The sequence below is a fragment of the Cyanobium sp. Copco_Reservoir_LC18 genome (assembly GCF_009834675.1).
Classification (GTDB): domain Bacteria; phylum Cyanobacteriota; class Cyanobacteriia; order PCC-6307; family Cyanobiaceae; genus Cyanobium; species Cyanobium minutissimum.
Genome location: NZ_ASAC01000009.1, coordinates 44,575 through 58,064, shown reverse-complemented (window position 1 = coordinate 58,064; position 13,490 = coordinate 44,575). Strand labels below are relative to the sequence as shown.

Below are 13,490 nucleotides of genomic sequence, written 5' to 3'. Positions count from 1 at the left end.
GCACGGCGGTCGAGGCGGCGGTCGGGGAGAATGGCAAAGGGGAGTGGCAGCAAGGCTGGTGAGGGCGACCGGTGCAGCACCCGCGCCGGCGCACAACCTAGGGGAGTCCTTCTCCCCGATCCACCCCCCTTCCGCGCCCCCTCCGCCCCGTTGACCGTGACCGACCCTTTCCCCCCATCCCCGGTGCCGGCCCGGATCCTGGTGGTGGGTGGCGGTGGCCGCGAGAACGCCCTGGCCTGGGCCCTGGCGCGCTGTCCGGGGGTGGAGCTGGTGCTGGTTGCCCCTGGCAACGGCGGCACCACCGCCCTGGCGGGCTGCCGCCAGCTGGCGATCGCCGAATCCGACCATGGCGCCCTGGCGGCGGCCTGCCATGAGCACGCCATCGACCTGGTGGTGGTGGGCCCGGAGGCGCCCCTGGCCGCCGGCCTGGCGGACCGCCTGCGGTCGGAGGGGCTGGCGGTGTTCGGTCCCGGCGCCGACGGGGCCCTGCTGGAGGCCAGCAAGCGCTGGGCCAAGGACCTGATGCGGGAAGCGGGCGTGCCCACGGCCGGCCACTGGGCGGCGACGGATCGCCAGCAGGCCCTGGAGGCCCTCGAACGCCATGGCCGTCCCCTGGTGGTGAAGGCCGATGGCCTGGCCGCCGGCAAGGGGGTGACGGTGGCCGACAGTCTCGAGCAGTGCCGCGACGCCATCGAGGAGGTGTTCGCGGGCCGCTTCCAGAGCGCCGCCCCCGGGGAAGCCGCCCCCTCCCTGGTGCTGGAGGAGCGCCTGCACGGCCCGGAGGTGTCGGTGTTCGCCCTCACCGATGGCCGCTCCATGGTGCTGCTGCCCCCGGCCCAGGACCACAAGCGCATCGGCGAGGGGGACACCGGCCCCAACACCGGCGGCATGGGGGCCTACGCCCCCGCCCGACTGCTGGATGCGGCGGGCATGGAGCAGGTGCGCCAGCAAGTGCTGGAGCCGATCCTGGCGGCCCTGCGGGCCCGGGGCATCGACTACCGCGGCGTGATCTTCGCCGGCCTGATGCTCACCGACGACGGCCTGCGGGTGATCGAGTTCAACTGCCGCTTCGGGGATCCGGAGTGCGAGACCCTGATGCCCCTGCTCGGCCCGGAACTGGCCCAGGTGCTGCTGGCCTGCGCCACCGGCCGCCTGGAGCAGGCCCCCCCGCTGACGATCGAGCCCCGCTGCAGCGCCTGCGTGATCGCGGCCGCCGAGGGCTATCCCGGCGAGGTCCGTCGTGGTGATCCGATCGACGGCGACCTGGGGGACGCCCCTGACCTGCAGCTGTTCCATGCCGGCAGCCGCCGCAGCGAGGCGGGCCCCGTGGTCACGGCGGGGGGCCGGGTGCTGGCGGTGGTGGCCCAGGCCGACGACTTCGACACCGCCTTCGAGCGGGCCTACGCCGGTCTGGGACGGGTGGGATTCGAGGGCATGGTCTACCGCCGCGACATCGGTCACCAGGTGCGGACGCGACGCCCGGCCCTGCCATGACCAGCTCCGCTTCCGATCCCGCCCCGGGCGGCGGCGCGGCCGCCGGCGCCTTCAGCCTCTGGCGGGCGCGGCTGCAGCGCTGGTGGGCCGAGTTCAGCCTCCAGACCAAGCTGCTGGCGGTCGCCACCCTCGTGGTGAGCCTGCTGATGACGGGCATCACTTTCCTGGCCCTCAACGGCATCCAGCGCGATGCCCGGATGAGCGACACCCGTTTCGCCCGGGATCTCGGGCTGCTGCTGTCGGCCAACGTCACCCCCCTGGTGGCGGAGGGCAACGACCGCGAACTGGCCTCGGTGGCGGAACGGTTCTGGCAGTCCAGCCGCAGCCTCCGTTACATCTTCTTCGCCGATTCCGACGGGGTCATCTACCTCGGCATCCCGATGGGCGGCAGCACCGGCATGGGGGAGCGGGTGCTCAGTCGCCGCCTGGAGCTGCCGGCCGACATCCAGCGTCGCCCCGACAACCCCCTGATCCGCCAGCACCTCACCCCCGACGGCCAGGTCACCGACGTGTTCGTGCCGATGGTGAGCGACGGCCGCTACCTGGGGGTGGTGGCCCTGGGCATCAACCCCAACGAGACGCTCCTGGCCAGCGCCGCCCTCACCCGGGAGGTGACGGTGGCGGTGTTCATCTCGATCTGGGTGCTGGTGATCCTGGGCTCGGTGTTCAACGCCCTCACCATCACCCAGCCGGTGAAGGAGCTGTTGCGGGGGGTGCGATCGATCGCCGGGGGCAACTTCGAGACCCGCATCGCCCTGCCGGTGGGGGGCGAGCTGGGGGAGCTGCTCAACGGCTTCAACACGATGGCCTCCCAGCTGGAGGTCTACAAGGCCGCCAACATCGAGGAGCTCACCGCCGCCCAGGTGAAGCAGCAGTCCCTGATCGCCACCATGGCCGATGGCGCCGTGCTGCTCGATGCCGAGGGGCGGATCGTGCTGGCCAACCCCACCGCCCGCCGGCTGTTCCGCTGGGAGGGCCGCAACCTGGAGGGCAGCGACCTGGAAGCCGAGCTGCCGGACCGGCTGGCGATGGAGCTGCACGTTCCCCTCGCCAGCCTGATCAGCAGTGAGCGGGACACCACCGAGGTGCGCTGCAGCTTCGGGGATCCCCCCCGCACCCTGCGCATCGTGCTCCAGTCGGTGCGGGATGCCAGCGGCGAAACCCTCAAGGGCATCGCCATGACGATCCAGGACCTCACCCGGGAGGTGGAGCTGAACGCCGCCCAGAGCCGCTTCATCAGCAACGTGTCCCATGAGCTGCGCACCCCCCTCTGCAACATCAAGAGCTACGTGGAGACGCTCCATGACATGGGTGACCTGCTCAGTGCCGAGCAGCAGAAGGAGTTCCTGAGCATCGCCAACGCCGAGACCGACCGGCTCTCCCGCCTGGTCACCGACGTGCTCGACCTGTCCCGGCTGGAGTCCGACCGGGTCTGGCAGCTGGAGCCCATGGACCTGGCGCCGGCGATCGAGCAGACCCTGCGCACCTACCGGCTCAACGCCGAGGAGAAGGGGGTGATGCTGCTCTTCAGTGGGGATCAGCACCTGCCCCGGGTGCGGGGCAACTGGGATCTGCTGCTGCAGGTGTTCGACAACCTGGTGGGCAACGCCCTCAAGTTCACCCGCAGCGGCGGCCAGCTGCTGCTGCGCGCCTATCCCTGGCCCGACCACTGCCCGCTGGATCCCGCCGGCGGACCGGACGACCATCCCTCCTGCACCCTCACGTCGCGGCTGCCGCGGCTGCGGGTGGAGATCGCCGACACCGGCTGCGGCATCTCCGAGGCCGACCAGGCGCGGATCTTCGAGCGCTTCTTCCGGGTCGAGAACGCCGTGCACACCGAGGCCGGCACCGGGCTGGGACTCTCGATCGTGCGGGGCATCCTCGAGAAGCACGGCAGCCAGGCCCGGATGGCCAGCGAGCCCGGCGTGGGCACCACCTTCTGGTTCGACCTGCCCCTGGAGGAGGCCGATGGTGATGAACTCCGGGTCCAGGCGGAGCGGTCGGCCTCCCTGGCCGACATCGAAGCGGAGCGAAGAATCCCCGCGTAAGCTCCCGCTGGCCATTCCGGCGTCTCCCACCGAGAATGCATGTCTTCATCCATATCGGAACCCACAAGACAGGAACCACGTCCCTCCAGGCCTGTCTGAGGACCTGGGCCCCTCAGCTCGCCGCCTCCGGCCTCCTGGTTCCCTCGGCCGGCACCCTCTGTGACACCTCCGGCCATCACAATCTGGCCTTCCAGCTGGCCGGCGACAGTCGCTACGATCCAGCCCTAGGAGGCTTGCAGGAACTCGTCGACGAGTTGCGTCTGGCCGACAGCTCCCCGAGCCTGCGCAGGGCTGTCATCAGCAGCGAGGATTTCTGCTGTCTGGTGGAGAAGCCGGATGCGCTGCGTCGCCTGGAATCGACCCTCCGGCGGGAGGGACATACGTTGACCTGGGTGATGTTTCTGCGCCGCGTCGACGACTATTCGGAATCCCTCTACACCACCCTCTGGGGCTGTGGGGTGCGCCCCCGCTTCGGCTATCCGGGGTTCGTTCTCTCCATTCTGGCCTCGGGAAGATATCGACAGATGCAGCGATTCGGAGGTTCGGCCCATTACTTCGATTTTGTGGCCTTTGCCCGCCGCTGGCGCCAGCTGTCGGCCTCCCGGCTGCTGCTGCGCGACTACGATCAGGCCGTGGCCACGCAGGGCGTCCTGCCCTGTTTCCTGACCATTCTGGGTGCTCCTGAGGCCCTGATCGCCACCGCAGGCTCTGAACAGCCCCGCCTCAACAGCCGGTTGGAGCACGTCACTCGCCGCTACCGAAGGTGCCTGCGGCCGCTGTTGATGGCCCGCTTCCAGCGCGGCAATCTGGGTGTCATCAATGGCTGAACCATCCCCGGCATGACGCGTAGGATCGGGCCCCCGGCGCCATCCCCCGTCGATGCATCTGTTCCTCCATATCGGTGACCACAAGACGGGGAGCACATCCATCCAGGCCTTCCTCCGGCGGCGGGCGCCGGACCTCGGGGCCGTGGGCATCTACGTCCCGACAGCGGGAACCTATTCCGCGGAGTCCGGTCACCATCAGCTTGCTTTTGAACTGCTCGAAGACAGGCGCTCAAACCCGGCCCACGGCGGACTGGCGGAGCTCCTGGAGGAGTTGCGGCGCTGCCCGCTGCCCCGGGCGGTCATCAGCTGCGAGGATCTCAGTCTTCTGGTCGCGCGGCCCGATCGACTGAGACGGCTGGAGGCAAGCCTGCTTGCGGAGGGGCACACCGTGAGTTGGCTGATGTTTCTGCGTCGTGTGGACGATTATCTGGAGTCGTTGTACTGCGAGCTGAGGCGATCGGGGGTACGGGCCCGCCTGGGCTATCCCGGTTTTGCCCTCCCTTTTCTTCTGTGGGGAAGGCGTTATTCCAAGTTCTGCGATCATCGTGCCTTCGTTCGCAGGTGGCGACGCCTTTCGGATTCTCCCCTGCAGCTCCTCGACTATGACCGGGCGGTGGGAGAGGAAGGGTTGCTGCCCCGCTTCCTGCAGGCGATCGGAGCACCGGCATCCCTGATGGAGGGGCACCATGCCGCACCGGTCCTGAATCAACGCCGCGAACAGATCACGCGCCACTTCAGGAGCGTGCTGGGCCCCCTGCTGATGGCCCGCTTCCACCGCTCCAACCAGCGGGCGCTGTACGGCTGAGGAGGCGGGGCCGGCTGCGGCGGTTCAGCTCTCCCCATCCATGCTGCGCATGATCCGGCCCAGGTCCGCCCGTTCGTCGGTGGTGATGCGATGGGGGACGCCACTGATGATGCGCTCGAAGTTGGCGAAGGAATCCTTGATTTCCGGCCCGTTGCCGGTGATTACGAATTCCCGGATGCCCTTGTCGTGCCAGGAGCCGCGCATCTTGAACACATTCAGGGCCCGAGCCATTTCGCCGCGAATTTCCACATACTGCAGCAGCAGAATGGTGTCGGTGATGGTGGAGATGTGGGAATCGGTGATCGAATGGCTTCCCATGAATTCTTCCGACGTATTGGTGAAGAATCCAGCGATCTCCTCCTGTTTGGCATAGCCCGTCACCCCGATCACAAACTGCCGGAAGGCGTTGTGGCTGACACCCCGAGCCAGGGCGGAGAGGGAATCGATCGCCATCCGGGACGGCTTGAACTGGCTGATCTCGGTCTTGATGATCTGCAGGTGATCCTCGAGGCCGGTGGATTCCGGATAGGCGCAGATGATCTTGAGCAGTCCGTCCTGCTCCATCTGCTCGAAATCGATGCCCCAGCTGGTGGCGTTGCGCAGCAGCTGGGAGCGGGATTCCTCGTAGGCGAACAGGATCGCCCGCTCCTTGCTGCGGCAGGCGTCCTCCACGAACTTGCTGACCAGCAGGGTCTTGCCGGTGCCGGTGGCGCCGGTCGCCAGGATGATGGAGTCCTTGAAGAAGCCACCCCCGCACATCTCATCGAGCCGGGGCACGCCGGAGCTGAGGCGCACGTTGGAGGAACGCTGGGTGAGGCGCATCGCCCCCAGCGGGAAGACACTGATGCCGTGGCTGCCCATGGTGAAGGGGAATTCCCCCTTCATGTGGGTGGTGCCGCGCAGCTTGAGCACCTCCACCGTGCGCCGCCGCCGCTCCCCCTCCAGCACGTTGCGCAGGATCACCACGTTGTCGGAGACGAATTCCTCGACGCCGTAGCGGGCGATGGCCCCATACTCATCGACCCGTTCGGTGGTCATCACCGTGGTGACACCGATCTCCTTGAGCCTGGCGATCAACCGGAAGATCTCGCGCCGCACCACGGAGATGGCGTCGTACTGCTGGAAGACGGCGGTGATGGAGTCGATGGCCACGCGCCGCGCCTTGTATTTGCGGATCGCATAGTGGATCCGCTCGATCAGGCCGGAGAGGTCGAAGCTGCCGGACACCTCCTGGCCATCGGGATCCGGGGAGGCATCGAGAACGAACAGCTTGTTCTGCTCGACCATCTCCTGCAGGTTCCAGCCGAAGCTGGAGGCGTTGCGCAGGATGTCGAGGGGGGATTCCTCAAAGGTGACGAAGATGCCGTGTTCGTTGAACTGACGGATGCCGTTGCAGAGAAAATTCAGGGAGAAGACGGTCTTGCCGGTTCCTGATGTCCCGCTGATCAGGGTCGATCGGCCGATCGGCAGCCCGCCATGGCAGATGTCATCGAAACCTTCGATCCCGGTCGGAAGTTTCTGCATCTGCATCCGATTGGCAGCGGCGGCGTGGTCGTTGGGATCCTGCATCGAAGAGATGGAAGAGGGGCGTGGGGTCGGAAGGAAGTCGGAGTCGCGCCTGGGATCGCTGGCGGGGAGGGGGGCAGGGGCCTGCATCGGGCCCTGATCGGGGCTCAGGAGGATTCCGGTGTGGAGGGCACACCGCCGGCTTCGAGATCGTCGACGTCGAGCTGGAAATCCTCGGTGAGCTCTTCATAGAGGAGATCGAGGCCGATCAGCACCCGCTCCCGGTCGGAGAGATCGCCGATGATCCGGCGCACCGGCGGGGGAAGAATCTTGGCCAGGGTCGGGGTGGCCAGGATCTTGTCCTCTTCCGCCAGCTGGGGATTCTTGAGCACATCGATCACCTTCAGGGCGTAGACGCCTCGGAACTCCGACTCGAGGATGTCGCGCAGCGTCTTGAGGGCCCGCATCGAATTGGGCGTGTTGCCGGCCACGTAGAGCTTGAGGATGTAGGTCTTGCGGAAGGTCATGGCTCGGGCTCAGGTGGTGGGGCTGGAGGATTCGGCGGTGGCGGGTACGATCGGCAGGTCGGGAGGGATGGAGCGTCGATACATTTCGCAGAGGTGCGCCATGACATCGAGCAGGGCCAGACGGTAGTCCTGGAGAAAATCGTTCTTTTGTCCCTTGAGCATCAGCAGTTTGCGAAACTCCTCAATCAGATTCACGTGGATCTCGACCATCTTGGTGATCGGCAGGTCGGCGAAGAAGGCTGTGTTCACGAAGCTTTCAATCGCCTGATTGGCTGCCGCGGGGTTCTTGAAGTAGCTGATCAGCAGGTCCCGGTAGGTGCGCCGCAGGGAGTCCAGCAGCTCGTTCCGTTCCCCGTCCTCCAGGTTGCGCAGGAAGCGGGAGGGATCCCGCTTGTAGTAGACGCCCAGGTACCCGAGCCGCCCGTTGAGCCGGTTCGGCAGTTTCCAGCCCTCGTGCGTCGCCGTTTTGGCCTCGCTGTCGGCCGGCAGGGTGTTGCTGCGCAGGAATCGGGAGACGGCCGCGTCCAGGCTGTAGCTCAGCTGCTCCAGCTGGTCGGGGGGCAGGCGGACCTCCGCCTCGTGGAACTTCACCGCGCCGTCCACCGGGCCGATCAGCACGGCCGGCAGCTCCAGGCCCTGGTCGTGGAGGCTGCCGAAGAAGCTGCCATCGACGGCGCCCTCCTCCAGCAGGATGCCGTCGAAGTCCTCGCGGCGCTGCTCGAGCTGCTCAAGGGGGGCCGCGGCGGGGTCCACCGGCACCAGCTGGTAGCGACCGCCCCTGAGCCATTGCCCACAGGCCTCGGCGAGCGCCGGGGTCTGGATGAGGGACAGGATGTTGAGAACCGGCTGGGGCATCGACCGCTGCGGCGGGGAGCTCCCCTGACCGGGCTGATTCTTGACGGAAGGGAGGCCCGGACGGGAGGATCTTAGTTCTGTCTTTCGATTCCGTGCGTCCAGGCCCAATGGTGGCTTCCAGCCGCCAGCCTGGCCACGCCCCCTGAGCGATGACCCAAGCCCCCCAGAAGGAAGCTCCCCAGAAGGATCCCGTCAGCGCGGACGCCACCGGCGCCTACGCCATCGTCGAGGCGTCCGGCCAGCAGTTCTGGCTCCAGCCCGACCGCTACCTCGACCTCGACCGCCTCAACGCCGACGTCGACAGCACCGTGACCCTGGAGAACGTGCTCCTGGTCAAGGACGCCTCCGGCACCACCCTCGGCCAGCCCTACGTGGCTGGAGCCACGGTGGAGCTCAAGGTGATGGCCCATCGCCGCGGCCAGAAGATCATCGTCTACAAGATGCGCCCAAAGAAGAAGACCCGCCGCAAGAACGGCCACCGCCAGGAGCTCACCCGGGTGATGGTCCAGTCGATCAAGGTCGGCGGCAAGTCGATCGTCTGATCGGGCCCCAGCCTCCTCCTCCCCCCTCCCGTTCCCCCGTCTCCCCGTTCCCATGGCCCACAAGAAAGGCACAGGCTCCACCCGCAACGGCCGCGACTCCAACTCCAAGCGCCTCGGCGTCAAGCGCTACGGCGGTGAGTCCGTCAGCGCCGGCTCGATCCTGATCCGCCAGCGCGGCACCTCGGTGATCCCGGGCGTCAACGTGGGCCGCGGATCCGACGACACCCTGTTCGCCCTGGTGGATGGCGTCGTCAGCTTCGAATCGATCAAGCGCGGCCTGCGCAACCGCAAGCGCATCAACATCGCCGTCGGCGCCTAGTCGCCTGCCTGGGGGGCGTCCGCCAGTTCGGCGCCGTCCCCCGGCACCTCCAGATAGCGCCGGAGCCAACCCACCAGCAGGTAGAAGGGCAGGGTGTCGGCCAGGGCCGCCACCAGCTTGAACACGTAGCCGCTGGCGATGAACACGCCCAGCTGGGGCAGCACGGGCTCGTCCGGCCGGATCGGCAGCACATGGGCGGCGTAGTGGCTGATCAGCACCACCGCCGAGGTGTCCACCACCTGGCTGATCAGGGTGGAGCCGTTGTTGCGCAGCCAGAGGGCCTTGCCGTTGCTGACGCGCTTCCAGAAATGGAACAGGCGAACGTCGGTGAACTGGGCGGCCATGTAGGCGGCCATGGAGGCCCCCACGGCGCCGAAGGCCAGCCGGCGCACCTCGAAGAACACCGGCACCCCGGCGGCGTGGGTGTCGGCCGGCAGGCCCACCACCCCACCGAATCCGTCCAGGCCCGGCAGGATGCCACCGAGCCAGAGCACCAGGACGATCCAGCCGTTGAGCATCAGACCCACCCACACCACCTGGGAGGCGCGCCGTTCGCCCCAGATCTCGCTGATCAGGTCGGTGCACAGGAACGTGACCGGATACGGCAGGGCCCCCACCGCCACGATGATCGGGAACGACCCGATGCTGCCCAGGTGGAGGAACCGGGTCAGCCCCAGGATGTTGAGCATGCCCATGGTCCCCAGGAAGATGCCGGCCAGCACCAGAAAGGTGACCTCGCGCCGGTCCTGCAGCGTCATCGGCGCCTGAGCATGGGAGAAGGTCCCTCCAGGCTGCCGCCATCGCCTCCGTCGCGCCACGGCTGCGGCTTCCTGGTGCTCGACAAGCCCGCCGGCCTCACCTCCCACGACGGCGTCGCCCGGGTGCGGCGGGCCTACGGCCTGCGGCGGGTGGGCCATGGCGGCACTCTGGATCCAGCCGTCACCGGCGTGCTGCCGATCGCCCTCGGCCCCGCCACCCGGTTGCTGCCCTACCTGCCCGGCGACAAGACCTACCGCGGCACCGTCCAGCTGGGCGTGCGCACCGGCACCGACGACCTGGAGGGGGAGGTGCTGGAGCGCACGGCCGTGCCGCCCCTCGGCCCCGAGGACCTGGAGCGGGCCCTGGAGCGCTTCCGGGGCGAGATCCTCCAGGTGCCTCCCCAGGTCTCGGCGGTGCACGTGGAGGGCCAGCGGGCCTACGCCCGGGTCCGGGCGGGGGAGCAGCTGGCCCTGGCGGCGCGGCCGGTGCGGATCCATGGCCTCGACCTGCTGGGCTGGGACGCCGAGCACGGCCGGCTGGAGCTGGAGGTGCGCTGTTCCGCCGGCACCTACGTGCGGGCCCTGGCGCGGGACCTGGGGGACGCCCTCGGCTGCGGCGGCGCCCTGGCCAGCCTGCGCCGCACCGCCGCCCTCGGCTTCGGGCTGCACCAGGCCATCACCATGGAGCGGCTGGCGAGCGGCCCCCTGCCACCGCTGCTGGACCCCCTGGATGTGCTGGTGGACCTGCCGCGCCAGCGCCTCGACCCGGCCCAGCTGTCGCCGTGGCGCTGCGGCCGCTCCCTGCCCCGTACCGTGGAGCAGTTGCCTGAGGGGCCGGTCGCCGTGCTCACCCCGGATGGCAATCTGGCGGGCATCGCCCGGGCCGATGGCAAGGGCCTGCTCCTGCCCCGGCTGGTGTTCGACGCCGCCGGTTGACCCCCCTGCGACCTCGCGATGGCCGGCCACAGCAAATGGGCCCAGATCAAGCGCACCAAGGCGGTGGTGGATGCCCGGCGGGGGGCGCTGTTCACGCGACTGGGGCGGGAGATCACCGTGGCGGCCCGCGGCGGTGCCGATCCGGCCGGCAACTTCCAGCTCCGCACCGCCATTGAGAAGGCCAAGGTGGCCGGGCTCCCCAACGCCAACATCGAGCGGGCCGTGGCCAAGGGCAGCGGCCAGGGGGGGGGCGGGGCCGACCTGTTCGAGGCGGTGCGCTACGAGGGCTATGGCCCCGGGGGCGTGGCCGTGCTGATCGAGGCCCTCACCGACAACCGCAACCGCACCGCCGCCGACCTGCGGCTGGCCTTCGGCAAGCATGGCGGCAACCTCGGTGAGACCGGCTGCGTCAGCTACCTGTTCGAGCAGCGCTCCGTGGTGCGGCTGGCCCTGCCCGATGCCGATGAGGAGCGCCTCCTGGAGGACCTGCTGGCCCTCGAGGAGCGGGGAGGGCCGGCGGCGGCGGGCTACGAGATCGATGCCGAGGGCGTGGATGTGTTCGGCGCCTATGCCGACCTCGAAGCCCTCCAGGACGGCCTTCGGGACCTGCAGCTGCCGCTGGCCGGCTGGGAGCACCGCTGGATCGCCTCCCTGCCCTGCCGCCTCGAGGACGGCACGCTGCTGGCCGCCTGCCTGCGCATGCTTGATGTGCTCGAGGATCTCGATGACGTGCGCAGCGTCACCAGCAACCTGGAAGCGGACGAGGCCCTGATGGAGGCGGCCCTGCCCGGCTGAGGTTCAGCCCCGGCAGGCGCTCAGCCCATGGCCTCGGCGTCGGCGATCACCGTCAGGGCTGGATGGCGCTGCAGCCAGCTGGCGGGCAGCTCCGGCGTGGGGGGCTCCCCCAGGGCGCGGCGCAGGATCGCCGCCTTCGCCCCGCCGGTCACCACCAGCAGCACCCGGCGGGCCGCGAGGATCTCGGCCATCCCCGGGGTGATGGCCCGCCGGGGGACGGCGTTCGGGTCGCCGCCGAAGGCGCCGGCGTTCTGGCGGCGGGTGGGGGCGCTGAGGGCCACGCAGCGGCAGACCACCGCCGCGTCCGCGGGGGGTTCGTTGAAGCCCACGTGGCCATTGAGGCCCAGACCCAGCACCTGCAGGCCGATGCCGCCGGCGGCGCTCACCGCCGCGCCGTAGCGACGGGCCTCGGCCCCTGGATCGCCGGCCCGTCCATCGGGAAGCCGCACCCGCTCCGGGTCCAGGCCGAGGGGCTCCACCAGCTGGCGGCCCATGGTGGCGGCGAAGGAGGCGGGATCCTGGGGCCCCAGCCCCACGTACTCATCCAGGTTGAAGCTGCTCCAGCCCTGGCGCACCTGCGCCGCCAGGGCGGGCTCCAACCGCCCCAGCCGCCGGGCCAGGGTGGCATAGACGGGCTCCATGGTGCGGCCGGTGGCCAGACCCAGGGGCAGGGTCGGCCGCAGCCGATCGGCGAGCAGCAGGGCCGCCACCCGCTCCGCCACCGCCGCCGCATCGGCCAGCACCACCGGCGCGATGGTGGCGTTGGGCCTCAAAGGGAGGAATAGGGCTGGATCCGGGCCCCCTGGTAGTAGTGCTGGAGGATCTGCCGGTAGTCCTCGCCGCGCAGGGCCAGGGCGTAGGCGCCCCACTGGCTCATGCCCACCCCGTGGCCGTAGCCCCGGCCGCTCACCAGCAGGGTTGGTGCCGCCGGCGGCCGGGGGGTCGGCCAGGGTGCCTGCACCAGGCCGGAGGCCAGGGAGCGGATCCCCTCGGCGGTGAAGACGCCCTGCAGGGACGGCAGCGGCGGCGGGAAGGGGAGAGCCTGGGGCGGGGCCTCGAAGTCGAAGCGGGCCAGGGTGCTGCGCAGGCCCAGCCGCTGGCGCAGCTCGGCGCCGGAGAGCAGCAGCGAGCCACCGGGGCCCGTCACCCGGGCCTGGCGGATGCGGCCGGAGCTGGTGGTGGAGAGCACCTCGATGCGGAAGGCCCCGTCGATCTCCCGGAAGGCCCGGGCCAGCTTGTCGGGCTCGACCCGCAGCTGCCAGACGTGCACCGGGCTGGACTGGTCGAAATCGGGCACGCTCACCAGGTAGGGCAGCTGCTGGCGCCAGATCTCGCCGCTGTTCTCCGTGAGGCCGCCACTGCTGCTGTGGAAGACGGCGTTGATCAGGGCGGAGCCGTGCACCAGCACCTGGGAGCGGGTGCTGCGCACCGCTTCACGGGTGGAGTCGGTTTCCGCTTCCACCCCCTTGTACACCTGGCTGGCCACGGTGGCCTTGAGGTCGAAGGGCTCCGCCGGCCGCCGCTGGCGCAGGGCGTAGGTACGGGCCGCCACCGCCTGGGCCCGCAGGGCCGCCAGCGGCCAACTGGCCGGCATCTCGCTGCCCACCACGCTGGGCAGGTAGCTCTCGACATCGATCAGGTTGATCGCCTGCAGCCGATCGCCCTCGGCGCGCACAAGCAGCCGGCCGCGGTAGCGGCGCTGCTGCAGGGTCAGCAGGGCCTCACCGCCGGTCCCCCGTCCCGGTGCCGGATCGATCCAGGCCTGGCCTGAGGGCAGCGCCACCCGCCGGGGCGGGCCGGTCGGCCCCTCCAGCCGGGCCTCCAGGGTCGGCCCGCTGCGCATCAGCTGCAGCCGTGCCCCCGGGGCCAGCTCCGCCAGGGTGCGCCCCGTGGCGTCGCCGAGACGCAGCACGGTGCTGCCCGCCTCCAGCTCCAGGGTGGGGGCCTCCCGCAGCAGCACCCGCACGACGGGTGCCGGGGCCCTCGCCTCCGTGGGGACCGGCGCCGCGACGGCGGCGGGAAGCAGGGCCAGCGAGAGGCCGGCGCGCCATCCGAAACGGAGGAGGGTCACGAGGGTG

At 69.7% G+C, this 13,490-nt stretch carries 14 protein-coding genes; 8 read left to right on the top strand and 6 right to left on the bottom strand.

From position 1 onward, the window contains the following. Positions 1–150: 150 nt before the first annotated feature. The 4 genes from purD to L107_RS03850 all read left to right on the top strand — a co-directional run bounded on the left by purD (position 151) and on the right by L107_RS03850 (position 5,174). Positions 151–1,494: a phosphoribosylamine--glycine ligase gene (gene purD / locus L107_RS03865; RefSeq protein WP_159816534.1), complete on the top strand. Its 1,344-nt coding sequence runs from the start codon at positions 151–153 to the stop codon at positions 1,492–1,494. After that, complete coding sequence (locus tag L107_RS03860; protein ID WP_159816533.1) at positions 1,491–3,542, top strand: ATP-binding protein; 2,052 nt, start codon at positions 1,491–1,493, stop codon at positions 3,540–3,542. Before purD ends, L107_RS03860 begins: the two co-directional genes overlap by 4 nt. Before the next feature lie 233 nt (positions 3,543–3,775). After that, the gene (locus L107_RS03855; RefSeq protein WP_159816532.1) at positions 3,776–4,369 is read left to right on the top strand and encodes a hypothetical protein; all 594 of its coding nucleotides are present in this window, start codon (positions 3,776–3,778) and stop codon (positions 4,367–4,369) included. 52 nt (positions 4,370–4,421) lie between these two features. Further along, on the top strand, positions 4,422–5,174 hold the full coding sequence (locus L107_RS03850; protein ID WP_159816531.1) for a hypothetical protein: 753 nt from the start codon (positions 4,422–4,424) through the stop codon (positions 5,172–5,174). A 24-nt stretch (positions 5,175–5,198) separates the two neighbouring features. Here L107_RS03850 and kaiC read toward each other — a convergent pair whose 3' ends face one another. From kaiC to L107_RS03835, 3 genes are all read right to left on the bottom strand, one after another. Further along, positions 5,199–6,743, bottom strand: a complete 1,545-nt coding sequence (gene kaiC, locus L107_RS03845) for a circadian clock protein KaiC (protein WP_106220338.1) — start codon at positions 6,741–6,743, stop codon at positions 5,199–5,201. A gap of 104 nt (positions 6,744–6,847) precedes the next feature. Then, positions 6,848–7,207, bottom strand: coding sequence for a circadian clock protein KaiB (gene kaiB, locus L107_RS03840; protein ID WP_106220339.1), 360 nt, complete (start codon positions 7,205–7,207; stop codon positions 6,848–6,850). 9 nt (positions 7,208–7,216) lie between these two features. After that, entirely contained in the window at positions 7,217–8,062 is an 846-nt protein-coding gene (locus L107_RS03835; RefSeq protein WP_159816530.1) for a circadian clock protein KaiA, read from the bottom strand. Positions 8,063–8,211: 149 nt separating this feature from the next. Between L107_RS03835 and rplU the strand changes: the two genes are divergently transcribed. Together rplU and rpmA are read left to right on the top strand one after the other, a co-directional pair. Then, positions 8,212–8,604, top strand: a complete 393-nt coding sequence (gene rplU / locus L107_RS03830; RefSeq protein WP_159816529.1) for a 50S ribosomal protein L21 — start codon at positions 8,212–8,214, stop codon at positions 8,602–8,604. Between the two features lie 52 nt (positions 8,605–8,656). Next, the gene (gene rpmA / locus L107_RS03825; protein WP_159816528.1) at positions 8,657–8,923 is read left to right on the top strand and encodes a 50S ribosomal protein L27; all 267 of its coding nucleotides are present in this window, start codon (positions 8,657–8,659) and stop codon (positions 8,921–8,923) included. Here rpmA and L107_RS03820 read toward each other — a convergent pair. Further along, positions 8,920–9,681, bottom strand: a complete 762-nt coding sequence (locus L107_RS03820; protein WP_159816527.1) for a queuosine precursor transporter — start codon at positions 9,679–9,681, stop codon at positions 8,920–8,922. The two genes, rpmA and L107_RS03820, sit on opposite strands and share 4 nt — an antisense overlap. A gap of 12 nt (positions 9,682–9,693) precedes the next feature. Between L107_RS03820 and truB the strand changes: the two genes are divergently transcribed. Both truB and L107_RS03810 read left to right on the top strand, forming a co-directional pair. After that, positions 9,694–10,617 carry a tRNA pseudouridine(55) synthase TruB gene (gene truB / locus L107_RS03815; protein ID WP_159816526.1) on the top strand — a complete coding sequence of 308 codons (924 nt, stop codon included), beginning with the start codon at positions 9,694–9,696 and terminating at the stop codon, positions 10,615–10,617. Between the two features lie 18 nt (positions 10,618–10,635). Further along, complete coding sequence (locus L107_RS03810) at positions 10,636–11,412, top strand: YebC/PmpR family DNA-binding transcriptional regulator (RefSeq protein WP_159816525.1); 777 nt, start codon at positions 10,636–10,638, stop codon at positions 11,410–11,412. 20 nt (positions 11,413–11,432) lie between these two features. On the opposite strand, the gene L107_RS03805 is transcribed toward L107_RS03810, so the two are convergent. Together L107_RS03805 and L107_RS03800 are read right to left on the bottom strand one after the other, a co-directional pair. Next, positions 11,433–12,185 (bottom strand): glucosamine-6-phosphate deaminase, encoded by a 753-nt coding sequence (locus tag L107_RS03805; RefSeq protein WP_159816524.1) that lies wholly within the window; start codon positions 12,183–12,185, stop codon positions 11,433–11,435. After that, on the bottom strand, positions 12,182–13,483 hold the full coding sequence (locus L107_RS03800; protein ID WP_370515358.1) for a SpoIID/LytB domain-containing protein: 1,302 nt from the start codon (positions 13,481–13,483) through the stop codon (positions 12,182–12,184). The genes L107_RS03805 and L107_RS03800 overlap by 4 nt, the downstream gene beginning before the upstream one ends. Between the last annotated feature and the right edge of the window lie 7 nt (positions 13,484–13,490).

What these genes read in the sequence shown, in the direction of transcription:
- L107_RS03835 (WP_159816530.1), bottom strand. Translation starts at nt 8,062, where the DNA reads ATGCCCCAGCCGGTTCTCAACATCCTGTCCCTCATCCAGACCCCGGCG.
- rplU (WP_159816529.1), top strand. Translation starts at nt 8,212, where the DNA reads ATGACCCAAGCCCCCCAGAAGGAAGCTCCCCAGAAGGATCCCGTCAGC.
- L107_RS03810 (WP_159816525.1), top strand. Translation starts at nt 10,636, where the DNA reads ATGGCCGGCCACAGCAAATGGGCCCAGATCAAGCGCACCAAGGCGGTG.
- kaiC (WP_106220338.1), bottom strand. Translation starts at nt 6,743, where the DNA reads ATGCAGGATCCCAACGACCACGCCGCCGCTGCCAATCGGATGCAGATG.
- L107_RS03820 (WP_159816527.1), bottom strand. Translation starts at nt 9,681, where the DNA reads ATGACGCTGCAGGACCGGCGCGAGGTCACCTTTCTGGTGCTGGCCGGC.
- L107_RS03860 (WP_159816533.1), top strand. Translation starts at nt 1,491, where the DNA reads ATGACCAGCTCCGCTTCCGATCCCGCCCCGGGCGGCGGCGCGGCCGCC.
- L107_RS03850 (WP_159816531.1), top strand. Translation starts at nt 4,422, where the DNA reads ATGCATCTGTTCCTCCATATCGGTGACCACAAGACGGGGAGCACATCC.
- kaiB (WP_106220339.1), bottom strand. Translation starts at nt 7,207, where the DNA reads ATGACCTTCCGCAAGACCTACATCCTCAAGCTCTACGTGGCCGGCAAC.
- truB (WP_159816526.1), top strand. Translation starts at nt 9,694, where the DNA reads ATGGGAGAAGGTCCCTCCAGGCTGCCGCCATCGCCTCCGTCGCGCCAC.
- rpmA (WP_159816528.1), top strand. Translation starts at nt 8,657, where the DNA reads ATGGCCCACAAGAAAGGCACAGGCTCCACCCGCAACGGCCGCGACTCC.